This window comes from Mycobacterium simiae (assembly GCF_008370645.1).
GTDB lineage: Bacteria > Actinomycetota > Actinomycetes > Mycobacteriales > Mycobacteriaceae > Mycobacterium > Mycobacterium simiae_A.
This window is the reverse complement of record NZ_VTZN01000128.1, coordinates 1-15,586: the sequence shown is the minus strand read 5'-3', so window position 1 is coordinate 15,586 and position 15,586 is coordinate 1. Positions and strand designations below refer to the sequence as shown.

15 protein-coding genes and 2 pseudogenes are annotated in these 15,586 nt (G+C 66.3%); 5 read left to right on the top strand and 12 right to left on the bottom strand.

Annotation, left to right across the window (positions count from 1 at the left end):
- From F0Q45_RS18510 to F0Q45_RS18500, 3 genes and pseudogenes are all read left to right on the top strand, one after another.
- Positions 1 to 371, top strand: a pseudogene (locus F0Q45_RS18510) (peptidase M50); the annotation flags it as partial.
- A gap of 19 nt (positions 372 to 390) precedes the next feature.
- Positions 391 to 1,161: a site-2 protease family protein gene (locus tag F0Q45_RS18505; RefSeq protein ID WP_149655326.1), complete on the top strand. Its 771-nt coding sequence runs from the start codon at positions 391 to 393 to the stop codon at positions 1,159 to 1,161.
- Positions 1,162 to 1,203: 42 nt separating this feature from the next.
- The gene (locus tag F0Q45_RS18500; RefSeq protein ID WP_149655324.1) at positions 1,204 to 2,100 is read left to right on the top strand and encodes a cation diffusion facilitator family transporter; all 897 of its coding nucleotides are present in this window, start codon (positions 1,204 to 1,206) and stop codon (positions 2,098 to 2,100) included.
- 7 nt (positions 2,101 to 2,107) lie between these two features.
- Here the strand turns inward: F0Q45_RS18500 and F0Q45_RS18495 are convergent, their stop codons facing one another.
- Entirely contained in the window at positions 2,108 to 2,521 is a 414-nt protein-coding gene (locus tag F0Q45_RS18495; RefSeq protein ID WP_149655323.1) for a DUF3151 domain-containing protein, read from the bottom strand.
- 139 nt (positions 2,522 to 2,660) lie between these two features.
- On the opposite strand from F0Q45_RS18495, the gene F0Q45_RS18490 reads away from it, so the two are divergent.
- Positions 2,661 to 3,488: an Rv0361 family membrane protein gene (locus tag F0Q45_RS18490; RefSeq protein WP_149655322.1), complete on the top strand. Its 828-nt coding sequence runs from the start codon at positions 2,661 to 2,663 to the stop codon at positions 3,486 to 3,488.
- Between the two features lie 81 nt (positions 3,489 to 3,569).
- Here F0Q45_RS18490 and fbaA read toward each other — a convergent pair whose 3' ends face one another.
- The gene (fbaA, locus tag F0Q45_RS18485) at positions 3,570 to 4,604 is read right to left on the bottom strand and encodes a class II fructose-bisphosphate aldolase (protein WP_149655321.1); all 1,035 of its coding nucleotides are present in this window, start codon (positions 4,602 to 4,604) and stop codon (positions 3,570 to 3,572) included.
- A 72-nt stretch (positions 4,605 to 4,676) separates the two neighbouring features.
- On the opposite strand from fbaA, the gene F0Q45_RS18480 reads away from it, so the two are divergent.
- The gene (locus tag F0Q45_RS18480; RefSeq protein WP_149655320.1) at positions 4,677 to 5,351 is read left to right on the top strand and encodes a DedA family protein; all 675 of its coding nucleotides are present in this window, start codon (positions 4,677 to 4,679) and stop codon (positions 5,349 to 5,351) included.
- On the opposite strand, the gene F0Q45_RS18475 is transcribed toward F0Q45_RS18480, so the two are convergent.
- The 10 genes and pseudogenes from F0Q45_RS18475 to F0Q45_RS18430 all read right to left on the bottom strand — a co-directional run bounded on the left by F0Q45_RS18475 (position 5,340) and on the right by F0Q45_RS18430 (position 15,565).
- Complete coding sequence (locus F0Q45_RS18475; RefSeq protein ID WP_149655319.1) at positions 5,340 to 6,455, bottom strand: glycoside hydrolase family 76 protein; 1,116 nt, start codon at positions 6,453 to 6,455, stop codon at positions 5,340 to 5,342. The genes F0Q45_RS18480 and F0Q45_RS18475 overlap by 12 nt on opposite strands.
- A gap of 10 nt (positions 6,456 to 6,465) precedes the next feature.
- Positions 6,466 to 7,665 carry a vWA domain-containing protein gene (locus F0Q45_RS18470; RefSeq protein WP_149655318.1) on the bottom strand — a complete coding sequence of 400 codons (1,200 nt, stop codon included), beginning with the start codon at positions 7,663 to 7,665 and terminating at the stop codon, positions 6,466 to 6,468.
- Between the two features lie 3 nt (positions 7,666 to 7,668).
- Positions 7,669 to 8,265 carry an SRPBCC family protein gene (locus tag F0Q45_RS18465; protein WP_149655317.1) on the bottom strand — a complete coding sequence of 199 codons (597 nt, stop codon included), beginning with the start codon at positions 8,263 to 8,265 and terminating at the stop codon, positions 7,669 to 7,671.
- Positions 8,266 to 8,278: 13 nt separating this feature from the next.
- Complete coding sequence (locus tag F0Q45_RS18460) at positions 8,279 to 9,148, bottom strand: AAA family ATPase (protein WP_149655316.1); 870 nt, start codon at positions 9,146 to 9,148, stop codon at positions 8,279 to 8,281.
- A complete protein-coding gene (locus tag F0Q45_RS18455; RefSeq protein ID WP_149655315.1) occupies positions 9,145 to 9,729 on the bottom strand; it encodes a nucleotidyltransferase family protein in 585 nt (194 codons plus the stop codon). Before F0Q45_RS18455 ends, F0Q45_RS18460 begins: the two co-directional genes overlap by 4 nt.
- Positions 9,730 to 9,899: 170 nt before the next feature.
- Positions 9,900 to 10,601: pseudogene (locus F0Q45_RS18450) on the bottom strand (XdhC family protein); the annotation flags it as partial.
- Positions 10,602 to 10,604: 3 nt separating this feature from the next.
- Positions 10,605 to 13,004 (bottom strand): aerobic carbon-monoxide dehydrogenase large subunit, encoded by a 2,400-nt coding sequence (locus tag F0Q45_RS18445; RefSeq protein ID WP_149655313.1) that lies wholly within the window; start codon positions 13,002 to 13,004, stop codon positions 10,605 to 10,607.
- On the bottom strand, positions 13,001 to 13,480 hold the full coding sequence (locus F0Q45_RS18440; protein WP_149655312.1) for a (2Fe-2S)-binding protein: 480 nt from the start codon (positions 13,478 to 13,480) through the stop codon (positions 13,001 to 13,003). Before F0Q45_RS18440 ends, F0Q45_RS18445 begins: the two co-directional genes overlap by 4 nt.
- 2 nt (positions 13,481 to 13,482) lie before the next feature.
- Positions 13,483 to 14,373, bottom strand: a complete 891-nt coding sequence (locus F0Q45_RS18435; RefSeq protein ID WP_149655311.1) for an FAD binding domain-containing protein — start codon at positions 14,371 to 14,373, stop codon at positions 13,483 to 13,485.
- 31 nt (positions 14,374 to 14,404) lie between these two features.
- Positions 14,405 to 15,565, bottom strand: a complete 1,161-nt coding sequence (locus F0Q45_RS18430; RefSeq protein ID WP_188113010.1) for an XdhC family protein — start codon at positions 15,563 to 15,565, stop codon at positions 14,405 to 14,407.
- Positions 15,566 to 15,586 lie beyond the last annotated feature (21 nt).

The window sequence follows — 15,586 nt, the reverse complement described above, 5'->3', positions numbered from 1 at the left end:
CGGCGCGGCGCGCACGAGGCGGGACTGCCCGCCGGGTGCCGTTGATCCGCGACGAGACCGGCACCGTGATCGTCGGCCGGGCCAGCTGGCTGCCGCCGCACGGGGCGCGGGTGATCCACGGCGAGGCGGTGGTCGACGACACCGTGTTGTTCGACGGTGCGGCCGCCGGGGTGCATATTGAGCCGACGCTCACACTTCCCGGGCTGCGGGCCACCCCCGGCGCCCGTCCATGGTTCCGCTGGGTCAGCGGGCGCGCCGCCCAGCTCGGCAGCACCGGAGCCGACGTGGTGCGCGACGGTGTTGCGGCGCCCCGGTCGGTGCGGCGGTCCACGTTCTACCGCCACGTCGAAGGCTGGCTGCTGGTCCGGTAGTTTTCCCCAGGTGAGAGAGATGGGCCTGCACGAGTCAGTTCGGCCCAGCCCGATATTTCTGGGTCTGATCGGATTGACCGCCGTCGGAGGGGCGCTGGCCTGGCTGGCCGGTGACAGCGTGCGGCCACTTGCCTACGCCGGGGTGTTCATCCTGGTGATCGCCGGCTGGTTGGTCTCGCTGTGCCTACACGAGTTCGGTCATGCGTTCACCGCGTGGCGATTCGGCGATCACGACGTCGCAATTCGTGGCTATCTGACCCTGGACCCGCGGCGCTATAGCCACCCGGCGCTGTCACTGCTGCTACCGATGGTGTTCATCGCGCTGGGCGGGATCGGCCTGCCGGGCGCCGCGGTGTATCTGCGCACCTGGTTCATGACGCCAGCCCGGCGCACCCTGGTCAGTTTGGCCGGACCGGCGGCCAACGCGGTGCTGGCGGTGCTACTGCTCAGCGCAACCCGGTTGTGCTACGACGCAGACCACTGGGTGCTATGGGCCGGGGTGGCATTCCTGGGCTTCCTGCAGATCATGGCGGTGGTGTTGAACCTGCTGCCGGTCCCCGGCCTGGACGGCTACGACGCCTTGGAGCCGCATCTCAGCCCGGACACGCAGCGCGCACTGGCACCCGCCAAACAGTTCGGAGTCTTCATCCTGTTGTTGGTGCTCTTGACACCGGCGTTGAACCAGTGGCTGTTCGGCCTGGTCGGCTGGCTGTTCGACTTCTCCGGGGTGCCTCATCTACTGGCGGGCACGGGCAACGCGCTAACCCGCTTCTGGAGCCGCTGGATCTGACCGTGTTGCTTTATATGCGCTAGTTCGCATATATTACCCGGCATGGGCGCCGGCCATAATCACACGCACGCTCCCGCTGGGGCGCGGATCATCCGCCGGATGATTACTGCCGCAGCGATCTTGGCGGCGTTCTTCGTGGTGGAGCTGACTACCGCGGTGCTGATCAACTCGATCGCGCTGCTGGCCGATGCCGGGCACATGCTTACTGACGTCGTTGCCGTGTTCATGGGTCTGGCTGCGGTCATGCTGGCCAGGCGGGGCGGCTCGTCACCGGACCGCACCTACGGCTGGCATCGCGCCGAGGTGTTCACCGCGGTAGCCAACGCGGTGCTGCTGATCGGCGTCGCACTATTTATCGTCTACGAGGCGATCGATCGTCTCCGCGAGGCACCGTCGATCCCCGGTGTGCCGATGATTGTGGTGGCGCTAGCGGGCTTGCTGGCCAATTTCGTAGTGGCGTTGTTGCTGCGTTCCCACTCCGAGGGCAGCCTGGCGGTCAAGGGCGCCTACATGGAGGTCGTCGCTGATACGGTCGGTAGCTTCGGGGTGCTGATCGCGGGTGTGGTGACCGTCACTACGCGCTGGCCCTACGCCGATGTGGTGGTGGCGGTCCTGGTCGGCATGTGGGTGCTCCCCCGAGCGATCGCCCTGGCCCGCACCGCACTTCGCATCCTTTCCGAGTCGTCACCCAGCCACATCGACGTGTCGGAACTTCGTTCCGCGCTGCTCGCCGTCGACGCCGTGACGGACGTGCACGACCTGCATGTCTGGACGCTGTCGCCCGGTAAGGACATGGTCACCGTGCATTTGACCAGCGACGGCGACTCCGGCCCGGTGCTACGCGAGGCACGCGCGTTGCTATCAGCCCGTGGACTGGACCACGCCACCGTCCAGATCGATTGCCCGGACGATGCCGATTCGTGCGTGGAAACGTTCTAGCAGGCGTTTAGAAGCCCAGCGCCGACCGGGCCGCGGAGTCGCAGTCGTCGAGCAAATCGAGGCAGCGGTGGACCTCGTCGGTCTCCCCGATTGCGTCGGCGGCCCGCGCCAGCGCAGCCACACAGCGCAGGAAACCACGATTGGGCTCATGGGAGTACGGCACCGGACCGAAACCCTTCCAGCCATTGCGGCGCAGCTGGTCCAGGCCGCGGTGGTAGCCGGTGCGGGCATAGGCATAGGCGGTGATGGCTTTGTCGTCAGCGAGCGCCTCTTCGGCAAGGGCCGCCCAGGCCACCGACGCTGACGGATGAGCGGCGGCGACGATGCCCGGATGCTCTCCGGCCAGCAGCTTCGCCTCGGCCTCACTATCGCCGGGCAGCAGAGTCGGATCGGGTCCCAGAAGATCACCCATCGGCGTCATGGACCCCATTGTGCCAAGCGCCGTGATGGACCACTGTGGCCGTTCCCCGATCGCGGCCTACCTCGGCGATCACGCCAATTCGGGGTCTGGTCGCTAAGCTCCAAACGACCGACTCGATAGCGGGAGGACAGCAGCACTCATGCCCAACGCACCCGAGCCCGACCGCGACCGCACTGAGAACAAGAACGAACCGGCTGGCCCGGAAGACAAAGCAGACACCGCAATCACCGAAGGCTACCCACTGATCCCCGACGACGCCGAAACCGAGACCGTGGTGATCTCCCAGCCCGACGAAAACAACCCCGAGCCGGCAGACCAAGGGCAACGCGAACGCCGCTTCACCGCTCCGGGCTTCGACTCCAAAGAAACCCAGGTCATCGCCACCGCCCCGGAGGCCGCCACCGAGGTCTTCCACCTGCAGCCGACGCCACAAGGTCCACCGCCGCCCACCGGTATGCCACCTAAAACTGCTGTGCCACAATCCTTCCCACCCCGCGGCGGCGCAAGCACGCCGGCCCTGAAGCAACGCAACTGGGGTTGGGTGCTGGCGATCGTCGTGATCGTGCTGGCGTTGGCGGCAATCGCCGTCCTGGGCACCGTGCTGCTGACCCGCGGCAAGCACTCGGCAGTGTCGCAGGAAGACCAGGTGCGCCAAACGATCCAAAGCTTTGACATTGCCATTCAGACTGGCGACCTGACCACGCTGCGCAGTATCACCTGCGGCGCGACCCGCGACGGCTACGTGGACTACGACGAGCACGCCTGGGCGGAAACGTATCACCGGGTGTCAGCGGCCAAGCAGTATCCGGTCGTCGCCAGCATCGACCAGATTGTGGTCAACGGCCAGCATGCCGAGGCCAACATCACCACGTTCATGGCCTATGACCCGCAGGTTCGCTCGACGCGCAGCCTCGATCTGCAATTCCGCGACGATCAGTGGAAGATCTGCCAGTCCCCCAGCAACTAGTCGGCCGGACGTCGCCGAGCGTGTCACCACTGCGAAAATCCGGCCCGAAACTCGCAGTGAGTTCACGCTGGGCGCGCGAGTTCAGCCGGCTAGAGACTTTCCGGCGCAGTGCAGGTCGTTGCACGCCTCGATCACCCGCTCGGTCATCCCGGCCTCGGCCTTCTTGAGGTAGCTGCGCGGGTCGTAGACCTTCTTGACGCCCACCTCACCGTCTACCTTGAGCACGCCGTCGTAGTTGGTGAATATGTGACCGACGATCGGGCGCGTGAACGCATACTGGGTGTCGGTGTCGACGTTCATCTTGACCACGCCGTAGCGCAGCGCCTCTTCGATCTCCGACTTGAGCGAGCCGGAACCGCCGTGGAAGACGAAATCGAACGGTTTGGCGTCCGCGGCCAATCCAAGTTTGGCCGCCGCCACCTTTTGCCCCTGGGCCAGGATGTCGGGACGGAGCTTGACGTTGCCGGGCTTGTAGACGCCGTGCACGTTGCCGAACGTCGCGGCCAGCAGGTACTTCCCGTGCTCACCAGCGCCCAGGGCGTCGATGGTCTTTGCGAAGTCCTGCGGGCTGGTGTACAGCTTCTCGTTGATCTCGTGCGCAACGCCGTCTTCTTCGCCGCCGACCACGCCGATCTCGATCTCGAGGATGATCTTGGCGGCCGCCGTTAGCTTGAGCAGTTCCCGGGCGATAACCAGGTTTTCGTCGATCGGAACGGCCGAGCCGTCCCACATGTGGGACTGGAACAAAGGATCGCGACCCGCGCGGACCCTCTCGGATGAGATCGCCAACAGCGGCCGCACGTAGCGGTCGAGCTTGTCCTGCGGGCAGTGGTCGGTATGCAGCGCGACGTTGATCGGGTACTCGGCCGCAACGACGTGGGTGAACTCGGCCAGCGCCACCGCGCCAGTCACCATGTCCTTGACCCCCAGACCCGAAGCGAATTCCGCGCCGCCGGTGGAAAACTGGATGATTCCGTCGCTTCCGGCGTCAGCGAAGCCTTTTAGTGCGGCATTGACGGTCTCCGAAGAGGTGCAGTTGATGGCCGGGAAGGCGTAGGAATTCTCTTTGGCACGTCCCAGCATCTCGGCGTAGACCTCGGGCGTTGCGATGGGCATGAAACTTCCTCCTCGAAGAATGCTGGGTGCACTCAGTATGGCAACACGTGCACGCCGGTATGTTGGGACATCGTGAACACCGCCGTGATGGCCATGCCGGACATCCTCGACCCGATGTACTGGCTGGGCGCCGACGGCATTTTCGGGTCCGCCGTGCTGCCCGGAATCCTGGTCATCGTCTTTATCGAGACCGGCTTGCTGTTCCCGCTGCTGCCCGGGGAGTCGCTGCTGTTCACCGGCGGGCTGCTGGCCGCAAGTGCCCACCCGCCGGTCAGCATCGGGGTGCTGGCGCCATCCGTTGCATTGGTGGCGGTACTCGGCGATCAGAACGCGTATTTCATCGGCCGCCGGATCGGGCCGGCGCTGTTCAAGAAAGAGGATTCGCGGTTCTTCAAGAAGCACTACGTGACCGAATCGCATGCGTTCTTCGAAAAGTACGGCCCGTGGACGGTCATCTTGGCCCGCTTTGTGCCGTTCGCGAGGACCTTCGTGCCGGTGGTCGCTGGGGTGTCCTACATGCGCTATCCGGTATTTTTGGGCTTCGACATTGTCGGCGGTGTCACCTGGGGAGCCGGTGTGACCTTGGCGGGTTACTTTCTAGGCAATGTGCCATTCGTCCACCAGAACCTGCAAAAGATCATCCTGGGCATCCTGTTCGTTTCGCTGCTGCCGGCGATGACCGCGGCCTGGCGCAGCTACCGCTCCAGGCGCCGCGCAGAAAAGGCCCAGTCCGCGCTACCCGAGTGAATTAGCCGCGGCCGCACTGTGAGCGGCTTCCATCAGCATCCAACCCGAGAGCTGCACCGACAGGTCGCGCTCGGGAATCTCCGAACTGTTCACGGCGCCCTCGATGAACTGTGCCTGCTGACCGCCGGCGCCGGGCAGGCCAGCGTCACGGTCCCAGAACGCCCCGAAGACCGGCAACCCGTCCACTGTTTGCCGGTAATCCCAGGCCGACCTGGCCGAGGACAGCACGATGCTGCGGGCGGTGTCGCGAGCTGCGAGGTCGTCGGCGGCGTCACCCGGCAACGTGGTGGCCACCAGCGCGAGGTAACGGGCGGTAATGCCAGCGAACAGGCCGCCGTCGCCGCCGCCGGCGCCCCTGAGCACTCCACCGGGTGCCATGTGCTGGTCGACAGCCGACACCAGCCGGTGGACCCGCTGGGCATGGTGTGGGTTGCCGGTGCGGACGGCCAGCTCGGTTTCCAACCCGAGCACCACGCCTTGGCAGTAGGTGTATTGGGCACGCACCAAGGAGCCGGCTTTGATGCCGTCGAACACCAGATGCGTCTCCGGGTCGATCAAGGTGCGGTCGATCCAGTCGCCCATCTGCTCAGCTCTCTTGAGCCAGTCGTCGTAGCGGGCCAGAAAGATGCCCGCCGGCCCGTTGGCGGGGGCGTTGAAGAACTGGTCCTGCTTGCGCCACGGGATGCCGCCGCCGTCTTCGGGCACCCATGCCTTGACGAGTTGGTCGGCGAGTTTGGGTAGCGCACGGCGCCGGTGCACACCGGCGATCCGGGCGGCGCGGTCCAGCGCCAGCGCCAGCCACGCCATGTCGTCGTAGTAGCTGTTGAGCCAGGAGAAGTTGTTACGCAGCCGATGCGAGCGGAGCTGCCGGTTGATCATGGCGCGCCGTTGCGGCTGCGGGTCGCGCAGCTCCGCGTCGACGAGGCAATCCAGCAGCTGCGCCTGCCACCAGTAGTGCCAGGTACCGAACATCCGGTCCTTGTGATCCCACGGCCAGGCCACCACCCCCAGCTGCGTTCCCTGCAGCGCCCACAGCCGTTTGAGGTGGCGCTGTGTGACGGCGGTTTCCGAGGTGGCAGCCCGGTTGGCCCATAGCTGGTCCATACTGCCGACCTTATCGAGTGCTAGCCAACGCCAAGAACAGCTGCCGCAAGCCGGTCAGCGAGTGCGCCGGCAAGAGCAGGTCGCAGTACGGTAGCGCCGCGGCCATCGAACCGGTCTGCGGCGCGAAATCGGGTTGGGCCGCGCGCGGGTTGAGCCAAACCAACAACTCGGCGCGGCGACGCAACCGGGCCAATGCGTGGTCCAGGACTTCAGGGGGATCGCTGTCCCAACCGTCGGAGGCCACGATGACCACGGCGCCCCGCAGCGCGTTGCCGTGTGGCGGGGCCAGCAAAGCATCCACACTGCGGCCGATGCACGTGCCGCCGTAGCGGTCGGTGACCTTGGCGTTGGCCCGTTGCAGCGCTACCTCGGCCGATCGGTGCGATAGCACCGGAGTAAGCCGGGTCAACGTCGTCGAAAAAGCGAACACCTCGGGCCGGATCCTGGATTGGCGAACGGCGGCCGCCCGCATCAGGTGTAGATAGATCGCGGCGTAGGGCTGCATGGATCGGCTCACGTCGCAGACCAGCACGATCCGCCTGGGTCGCCGGCGCGGCCGAGTACGCGCGAGTAGCACGGACTCCCAGCCGGTCGACCGTGACGCGGTCATCGTCGCGCGCAGGTCGACGCGTTTGCCGTGGCGGCTGGACTCGAACCGCAAGGTGCGTCGAGCGGGCCAGCGTTGCAGCGCATGCGCTAGCCACGTTCCCAGCGCGCGCAGATCGTCGGCGTCAAAATGGTCAAACGGCTCATCAGCCAGCCCGGCGATGCGGCTGGGCAAAAAGTCGGGCAGGCGAAGGCGGGGACCGGAGGCGTTGTGCTGATCGACGGTCAGGCTGGCCCAGGGGACAGTGCCGGCGGCCGTCTGAGATGTGCCGCCGGAGCGACGCGCGATCCCGGCTGCGGGGGTGCGGGGTCCGGCGATCGTCGGCGACGGTACAGATCGCCGGGTTCCGTCGGCGTCGATGGCCCCGAACACCTCGGTGAACACGGCGTCGAATGCGGCGAGGTCTTCTGAGCGGTTCACCAAGGTCAAACGTGCCGCCCAGTACAAGGTCGATACCGAGTGCGGCACCAACTGCCGCAGCGCCTGCACAAAGCTCGCCGGGCCGCTCGCGGACACCTGCACCCCGGCAGTGCGCAGCCGCGCCACCATGGCGGCCGCGTAGGCGGCCAGGTCGACGCCCCGCAACAGCAACGGGGTACTCATGCGTTAGCGTCGCCGCCGCAGCAACCAGAGCAGGATCAGCACGGCTATCACCGCCAGCGTGACGACCCCGTACTTCTTCAGCCGGTCGGCGCCAGCGAGTTCCAGCAGGTCGATCGGTGCTGGCTCGGGCGCGCCAGCAGCAGGGCGCACCGGGCCCTTAACGGCCAGCTCAGCTTCCAGCGAGTCCACGAACTGACTCAACAACTTCTCCGAAACCTGCTGCAGCATTCCGCTGCCGAATTGGGCCAGCTTGCCGACGATTTTCAAGTCGGTGTCGACGGTGACACTGGTACGGTCCCCGTCTTGGCGCAGCCGGGCGGTAACTGTGGCGGCAGCATTGCCCGTTCCACGCGCCTCCTTGCCTTTGGCGTCGATCACCGCGCGGTGCTGGGAGCGATCCTGCTCAACGAAGTGCACCTTGCCGCTGAATTCGCTGGTGACCGGGCCGACCTTGACCTTGACCTTGCCCAGGTAGTCGTCGCCCTGGTGGCCGGTCAGCTGCGCCCCGGGCATCAGCGGGATCACCTTCTCCAGATCGCACAGCACGTCCCAGGCCTGCTCGATCGGCGCGCTGACGGCGAAGTGGTTGGCAATCTTCATCGTTGAGGTCCTCTCAGGTCCGGCTGTACTCGACGAGCGCGTCACGAATCAGGGTCAGGTCATCGGGTGTCTTAGCCAGTGCGCCCAGGCTAGCCGTCACGGCGGGATCGGCCAGAGCTGCGACACCAAGCGTCACCAGGGCGGCGACCCAGTCGATGGTCTCGGCCACGCCCGGCGGCTTGTCCAGGTCGAGATCGCGTGTGCTACCGACGAATTGGGTGGCATGTTCGATGAGCGGCGCGGTGGCCCCGGGCACAGTCCGGCGCACGATCGCGGCGGCCCGGGCCGGCTCCGGGTAGTCGATCCAGTGGTACAGACAACGCCGCCGCAGCGCGTCGTGTAGGTCGCGGCTGCGGTTGGAGGTGAGCACCGCGATCGGCGTCCGCTCAGCGACGAAGGTACCCAACTCTGGCACGGTGACCGCGGATTCACCGAGAAACTCCAGCAGCAGCGCTTCGAATTCGTCGTCGGCACGGTCGATCTCGTCAATCAACAGTACCGGCGGGGTAGGCCCACGGTGCCGGACACACTGCAAGATAGGCCGATCCAGCAGGTAGGCCTCGGTGTAGAGATCAGCTTCCTCGATACTCGTCCCGCGCGCCTCGGCCAGCCGGATCGACAGCAGCTGTCGCTGGTAGTTCCAGTCGTAGAGCGCCTCGCTAGCGGTCAGCCCCTCATAGCACTGCAGCCGGACCAGCGTGGTATCCAGAACCACGGCAAGGGTTTTCGCGGCCGTGGTCTTGCCGACGCCGGGCTCGCCCTCCAACAGCAACGGCCGGCCGAGCGTCACCGCCAGATAGATCGCCGACGCGGTGCCGATGTCAAGCAAATAATCGTGGGCGTCGAATCGACGGATGACATCCTCAGGCCCAGCAAAAATCATCGCGACACCGATTCCAGTAGCCGCCGATAGTCGTCCCAGGTGTCCACGTCGAGCGGCACCGGGCCGTCGACGGCGAGCTCAGCCACCGGGTGCTTGCCCGCTTCCACCAGCTTCCAGACCCCTTTGTCACCATGCAATCGCGATACCGCGCTAAATGTGCTGCGGCGCAGCCAGAACGGATGTCCGATGCCGTCGCTGTAGCGGCACACCAGGATGTCTGCGGCCGGCCCTTCGGCGATCATCTGCTGCACTATTGCCGGATCAACTCCTGGCTGGTCACCGAGCATCAACACAATACCAGCGGCTCGCGGGTCGACCCGTTTCAGCGCGACCCGCAGCGACGCCGAGCACCCGGTGCCAAAGTCCTCCACAGCCACCACGTCCGCCCCGCCCAGCGGCACCGCATCGCGCACCGCTTGGGCGGCACCACCCAGGGTGACAATCAGTTGCTCGAACCCGACACTGCGGGCGACATCGAGGGTGGCTCCCAGGACCGTGGTATCCCGGTACGGCAGCAGCTGTTTGGGCGTGCCGAGCCGGCGGGAGCCGCCGGCCGCCAGGACGACGCCGGTGACGGTCATCGGCTCGCGTTCCCCGCGGCGAACGCCGCCTGGCAGCCAGGGCAGCAGAACCAGTAGTCCCGGTCGGCCAGTCGCAGGTGCGCGGTGGCCGGTCCGATCATCACCGTCATGCCGCACACCGGGTCGACGGCCTCGCGGGGTGCACCCTGCAGGGGCATAGTCCGGTTCAGGCCGCCGTGCCGCAACGCCGCGATGAGTTCGGCAGCAATCGACACCGCGATCTCGGCGGGTGTCTTGGCGCCGATAGCCAACCCGACCGGGGTGTGCACCCTGGCTCGTTCGGCCTCGGAAAGCCCAAGCGAGTCTACGATCGCGGCGCCGCGAACCTTGCTGGCCACCAAGCCGATGTAGGGTACGCCGTCTTCCAATGCGGCGCGGATGGTTTCGGCTTCCGGCCCGCCATGGCTGGCTATCACCACCGCGCTGGTGTCCGCGAGGTCGGTGTCGTCGCGCACCTCGTATCCCAGGGCGCCGCACAACTGGCTTAGCGCGTCGGCAATCGGAGTGGCGCCGTGGATCTGAATCAGCGGCGCCGGCAGCTGGGGGGTCAGGAAGATCTCCAGCGCCCCGCCGGACAGGCACGGGTTGACCACCACGCACGCCCCCGGCGCCTCCGGAAAGTGCACATCGCCGTCGGGAAGCACCCGCAGCAGCACACTTTCGCCTGCCTGCAGCACCCCCATCGCGGCCTTGCGCACTGAGTTCTGTGCACACTGACCGCCGACGAAACCCTCGATGGTGCCGTCGGCCAACAGAATCGCCTCGTCGCCGGCCGAAGCCGACGCCGGCGGCTGAGCCCGCACCACCGTCGCGCGCACGAATGGTGTTCGCGCCGCGACGAGTTGCTGAGCCCGTTCGCCGATCGTCGTCATGGTTTAAATCGGTGGCTTCGCCCGGCCCTGCATGGCCTCCCAGACCCGCGACGGCGTCAGCGGCATGTCGGCGTGGCGAACACCGTAGGGCGCCAACGCATCAACCACCGCATTGACTACTGCCGGCGGCGACCCCACTGTCGCCGACTCGCCTATGCCCTTGGCGCCGATCGGATGATGCGGTGACGGCGTCACGGTGTGCCCGGTCTCCAGATGCGGCACCTCGAGCGCGGTCGGGATCAGGTAGTCCATCAGCGAGCCGCCCAGGCAGTTACCGTCCTCGTCGAACGCGATCATTTCCATCAACGCCATGCCGATGCCGTCGACGATGCCCCCATGCACCTGGCCCTCGATGATCATCGGGTTGATCCGGGTGCCGCAGTCGTCGACCGCCAAGAAGCGGCGCACCTTGACCACACCGGTGCCCGGATCGACGTCGACCACACAGAAATACGCGCCGTACGGGTAGGTGAGATTCGACGGGTTGTAGCAGACCTCGGCGTCCAGCCCGCCCTCGATGCCCTCGGGCAGGTCACCGGCCCCGTGGGCGCGCATCGCGATGTCGGCGATGGTCACCGCTGCCGACGGGTCACCCTTTACGTGGAATTCTCCTTTCTCCCATTCCAAGTCGGCTACCGAGACTTCCAGCATGCCCGACGCGATGATCTTCGCCTTATCGCGCACCTTGCGAGCCACCAGCGCGGCGGCCCCGCCCGAAACCGGGGTCGAGCGGCTGCCGTAAGTGCCCAGCCCGAACGGTGTCTGGTCGGTGTCGCCGTGCACCACCTCGATGTCGTCGGGTGGAATACCCAGCTCTTCGGCGACAATCTGCGCGAACGTCGTCTCGTGGCCCTGGCCCTGAGACTGAACCGAAAGCCGCACCACGGCTTTGCCGGTCGGGTGCACGCGCAGCTCGCAGCCGTCGGCCATACCGAGGCCCAGGATGTCCATGTCCCGGCGTGGGCCGGCGCCAACGGCCTCGGTGAAGAACGACATGCCGATGCCCATCAGCTCACCGCGCGCCCGGCGCTGCTTTTGCTCGGCCCGCAACGCGTCGTAGCCGATCATGTCCATGGCTTTGCGCATGGTCGCCTCGTAGTCACCCGAGTCGTACACCCAACCGGTCTTAGTGGTGTACGGGAATTGCTCGGCTTTCAACAGGTTTCGCAGTCGCAGCTCGGCCGGGTCCATTGCCAGCTCGTAGGCCAGGCAATCAACCAGCCGCTCGACAAAATACACCGCCTCGGTGATTCGGAAGGAGCACGCATACGCCACGCCCCCGGGCGCCTTATTGGTGTACACCGCGGTCATGTGGCAGTAGGCGGCGTCCAGCTCGTAGCTGCCGGTGAACACCCCGAAGAAGCCGGCCGGGTATTTCGTCGGCGCCGCTTGGCCGTTGAACGCGCCGTGGTCGGCCAGGACGTTGCTGCGGATCGCCAGAATGTTGCCCTCGCGGGTGGCCGCGATCTCGCCGACCATGATGTAGTCGCGGGCGAAGCTGGTGGAGGTCAGGTTCTCGCTGCGGTCCTCCATCCATTTGACCGGCTTGCCCAGTACCAGGGAGCCGACGATCGCGCACACATACCCGGGGTAGATCGGCACCTTGTTGCCGAACCCGCCGCCGATGTCGGGGGAGATGACCCGGATTTTGTGTTCGGGTAGGCCGGCTACCAACGCATACAGCGTGCGGTGCGCATGCGGGGCCTGCGAGGTGGTCCACAGTGTCAGCTTGCCGCTGACCGGATCCAAATCGGCTACCGCACCGCAGGTTTCCATCGGCGCGGGGTGTACCCGCGGATAGACCATCTCCTGCTTGACCACCACATCGGCCTTGGCAAACACCGCTTCGGTGGCGGCCGGGTCGCCGGTTTCCCAGTCGAAGATGTGGTTGTCTTTCTTGCCGTCCAGATCGGTGCGGATCACCGGAGCGGCAGGGTCGAGCGCCCTACGGGCATCCACGACAGGATCCAGCGGGTCGTACTCGACGTCGATGAGCTCCAGCGCATCGCGGGCCGAATACCGGTCTTCGGCAACGACGAACGCCACCTCTTGGCCTTGGAAGCGCACCTTGTCGGTGGCCAGCACGGCCTGCACGTCATTGGACAAGGTCGGCATCCAGGCCAGGCCCTTTTCGGCCAGGTCGGCACCGGTCACCACCGCCTTGACCTTCGGATGGGCCAGGGCCGCAGTGGTGTCGATGCTGACGATGCGGGCGTGCGCATACGGCGAGCGCAGAATCGCCAGGTGCAGCATGCCGGGCAGCGCGACGTCGTCGACGTAGGTACCGCGGCCGCGGATGAACCGAGGATCCTCTTTTCGCAGCATCCGGCCATGGCCGCACGGCTTTTGGTCGTTGTCGGCGGTGTCTTCGGGCGAGGGAGGCCTTGACTCGATAGTTGTCATGACTCGACCTTTACGGTGGAGTTCTTGGCGGCCCATTGGATGGAGCGCACGATGGTGGTGTATCCGGTGCAGCGGCAGATCTGCCCGGAGATTGCTTCCCGGATAGTCTGCTCGTCGGGGTCGGGGTTGCGGTCCAGCAGCGCGCGGGCAGTGATCATCATTCCCGGTGTGCAGAAGCCGCATTGCAAGCCGTGGCAGCGCATGAAGCCCTCCTGCACCGCGTCGAGTGTGCCGTCGGGGCTAGCCAGTCCTTCTACGGTTCGCACGCTGTGCCCGGACGCCATGGCGGCCAGCATGGTGCAGGACTTGACCGGTACCCCGTCGACGTCGACCACGCAGGTGCCGCAGTTGCTGGTGTCACATCCCCAGTGAGTCCCGGTGAGCCCCAACTGATCCCGCAGGAAGTGCACCAGCAGCATTCTGGGTTCGACGTCGGCGCTGACCTGTTCGCCGTTGACGGTCATGTTCACCTGCATGATTAGTTCCCTTCCGGCTCGGGGATACTGCGCACGCGTTCTACCGAGGTACGCAAGGTACGGATGGTCAGTTCGGAGGCCAAGTGCCGCTTATATTCGGCGGTGCCGCGGATATCAGCCACCGGCTCGCAGGCCTGCGCGGCGCGGCGGCCCGCCTCGGCAAAGGTCGCTTCGGTAGCGGGTTGACCGACCAGCGTGGCCGCCAGCTCGGCCAGCGCGTCCCGGTCGGGATTTACCGCCGTCAGCCCGATCCGGGCGGCGACGATGGTCTTGCCATCCACCGTAACGGCCGCCCCGGCCGCCGACACCGCCCAGTCACCGACTCGCCGCTCGACCTTGGCGTATGCGCTGGATGTTCTGTGACGCAACGGTATTCGCGCTTCAATCAATATCTCGTTGTGGGCCAGCGTGGTCTCGTAGGGTCCCGCCACGAAGTCGTCGATCGGTATCTCGCGTTCACCCGCCGGCCCGCGCACCAGACATACCGCGCCCAGCACCGTGCAGACAGTCACCAGATCCTCAGCCGGGTCCGCCTGGCACAGCGAACCACCCAAAGTGCCGCGGTTACGCACCACCGGGTCAGCGATCACCTTCTCGGCGTCGCGGAAGATGGGACATACCGCGGCCAGGGTGTCGGACTCCAAGATCTCGCGGTGCCGAGTCATCGCACCGATGCGCACCAGCGTCGGATCGGTGATCACATATCCCAGCTCAGGCGCCAATTCGTTGATGTCAACCAGGTATTCCGGGTTGGCGATGCGCAGCTTCATCATCGGCAGCAGGCTGTGGCCGCCGGCGATGACGCGCGCCGTCTCCCCCAGTCGATCCAGTAATCTGACGGCGTGGTCAACGCTGGTCGCACGCTCGTATTCGAAGGGCCCAGGTACTTGCATGCCGACAGTGTCGACCCACCTGAAATGGCCGTCAATATCGAGTTAAGGGATCCCTGAAGTCGCCTTGGACCTCTGCGTCGTGGTGGATGCGCCCGCTCGTCTCGGTCAGCGGACGACCATCCCCACCCCAGCGCCGAGCGATGATGTCGGCGGCGATCGAGACCGCGGTTTCCTCCGGCGTACGCGCGCCGAGGTCCAGTCCGATCGGGCTGGCCAGCCGGCTCAGCTCGGCATCGGTCAGCCCGGCCGCCCGCAGCCGGTGCATCCGGTCGTCGTGGGTCCGGCGTGATCCCATCGCCCCGACATACCCCACCCGGGGAAGCCGCAGCGCCACCTCGAGCAGCGGAACGTCGAATTTCGGATCATGGGTCAGCACGCAGATCACCGTGCGCTCGTCGACGGCACCCGCCTCGGCTTGGGCGGCCAGATAGCGGCTGGGCCATTCGACCACGACGTCGTCGGCTGTCGGAAAGCGGGCCGGGGTGGCGAACACGGCCCGCGCATCGCAGACGGTGACCCGGTAACCCAGGAACGATCCCTGCCGCGCCACCGCAGCGGCGAAATCGATGGCGCCGAAAACCAGCATGCGCGGACGCGGGGCGTAGCTGGATACGAACACCTCCATGCCTTCGCCGCGGCGTTGCCCGTCCGGCCCGTACTCCAGAATGTCGGCACGCCCCAACGCGAGTAGACCCCGCGCGTCGTCGGTGACCGCTGCGTCGGCGCGCGCCGAACCCAGCGATCCCGACAGCGAGCCCGGCCGCACCAGGAGCCTGCGACCTACCCATTGGGCGTCCAGGTGGCTGATGACGGTGGCGATGGCGACCGACCGCTGCGCGTCGATGTCGTCTGCCACCGTGCCGAGTTCGGGAAACGTCGCCCGCGAGATGGATTCGATAAAGACGTCGATGATGCCGCCGCACGTCAGGCCCGCCGCGAAGGCGGCATCCTCGCTGACCCCGTACCGTTCCAGCCGTGGCGTCCCGCTGTGGGCAACCTCGACAGCGACTTCGTAGACGGCGCCCTCCACACACCCGCCCGACACCGAGCCGCTCACCGAACCGTCCGGTGCCACCACCATCGAGGCACCGGGTGGTCGGGGCGCCGATCGCAATGTTCGCACCACGGTGGCCAGCCCCGCGGTGTCACCCGCGCGCCAGATGGGCATCAGCTCGGCAAGCACGTCCCGCACGCCTACCAAAGTAGGCTCATG

Coding starts and splice junctions, on each gene's coding strand:
- F0Q45_RS18505 (WP_149655326.1), top strand. CDS start 391: ATGGGCCTGCACGAGTCAGTTCGGCCCAGCCCGATATTTCTGGGTCTG.
- F0Q45_RS18500 (WP_149655324.1), top strand. CDS start 1,204: ATGGGCGCCGGCCATAATCACACGCACGCTCCCGCTGGGGCGCGGATC.
- F0Q45_RS18495 (WP_149655323.1), bottom strand. CDS start 2,521: ATGACGCCGATGGGTGATCTTCTGGGACCCGATCCGACTCTGCTGCCC.
- F0Q45_RS18490 (WP_149655322.1), top strand. CDS start 2,661: ATGCCCAACGCACCCGAGCCCGACCGCGACCGCACTGAGAACAAGAAC.
- fbaA (WP_149655321.1), bottom strand. CDS start 4,604: ATGCCCATCGCAACGCCCGAGGTCTACGCCGAGATGCTGGGACGTGCC.
- F0Q45_RS18475 (WP_149655319.1), bottom strand. CDS start 6,455: ATGGACCAGCTATGGGCCAACCGGGCTGCCACCTCGGAAACCGCCGTC.
- F0Q45_RS18470 (WP_149655318.1), bottom strand. CDS start 7,665: ATGAGTACCCCGTTGCTGTTGCGGGGCGTCGACCTGGCCGCCTACGCG.
- F0Q45_RS18465 (WP_149655317.1), bottom strand. CDS start 8,265: ATGAAGATTGCCAACCACTTCGCCGTCAGCGCGCCGATCGAGCAGGCC.
- F0Q45_RS18460 (WP_149655316.1), bottom strand. CDS start 9,148: ATGATTTTTGCTGGGCCTGAGGATGTCATCCGTCGATTCGACGCCCAC.
- F0Q45_RS18455 (WP_149655315.1), bottom strand. CDS start 9,729: ATGACCGTCACCGGCGTCGTCCTGGCGGCCGGCGGCTCCCGCCGGCTC.
- F0Q45_RS18445 (WP_149655313.1), bottom strand. CDS start 13,004: ATGACAACTATCGAGTCAAGGCCTCCCTCGCCCGAAGACACCGCCGAC.
- F0Q45_RS18440 (WP_149655312.1), bottom strand. CDS start 13,480: ATGCAGGTGAACATGACCGTCAACGGCGAACAGGTCAGCGCCGACGTC.
- F0Q45_RS18435 (WP_149655311.1), bottom strand. CDS start 14,373: ATGCAAGTACCTGGGCCCTTCGAATACGAGCGTGCGACCAGCGTTGAC.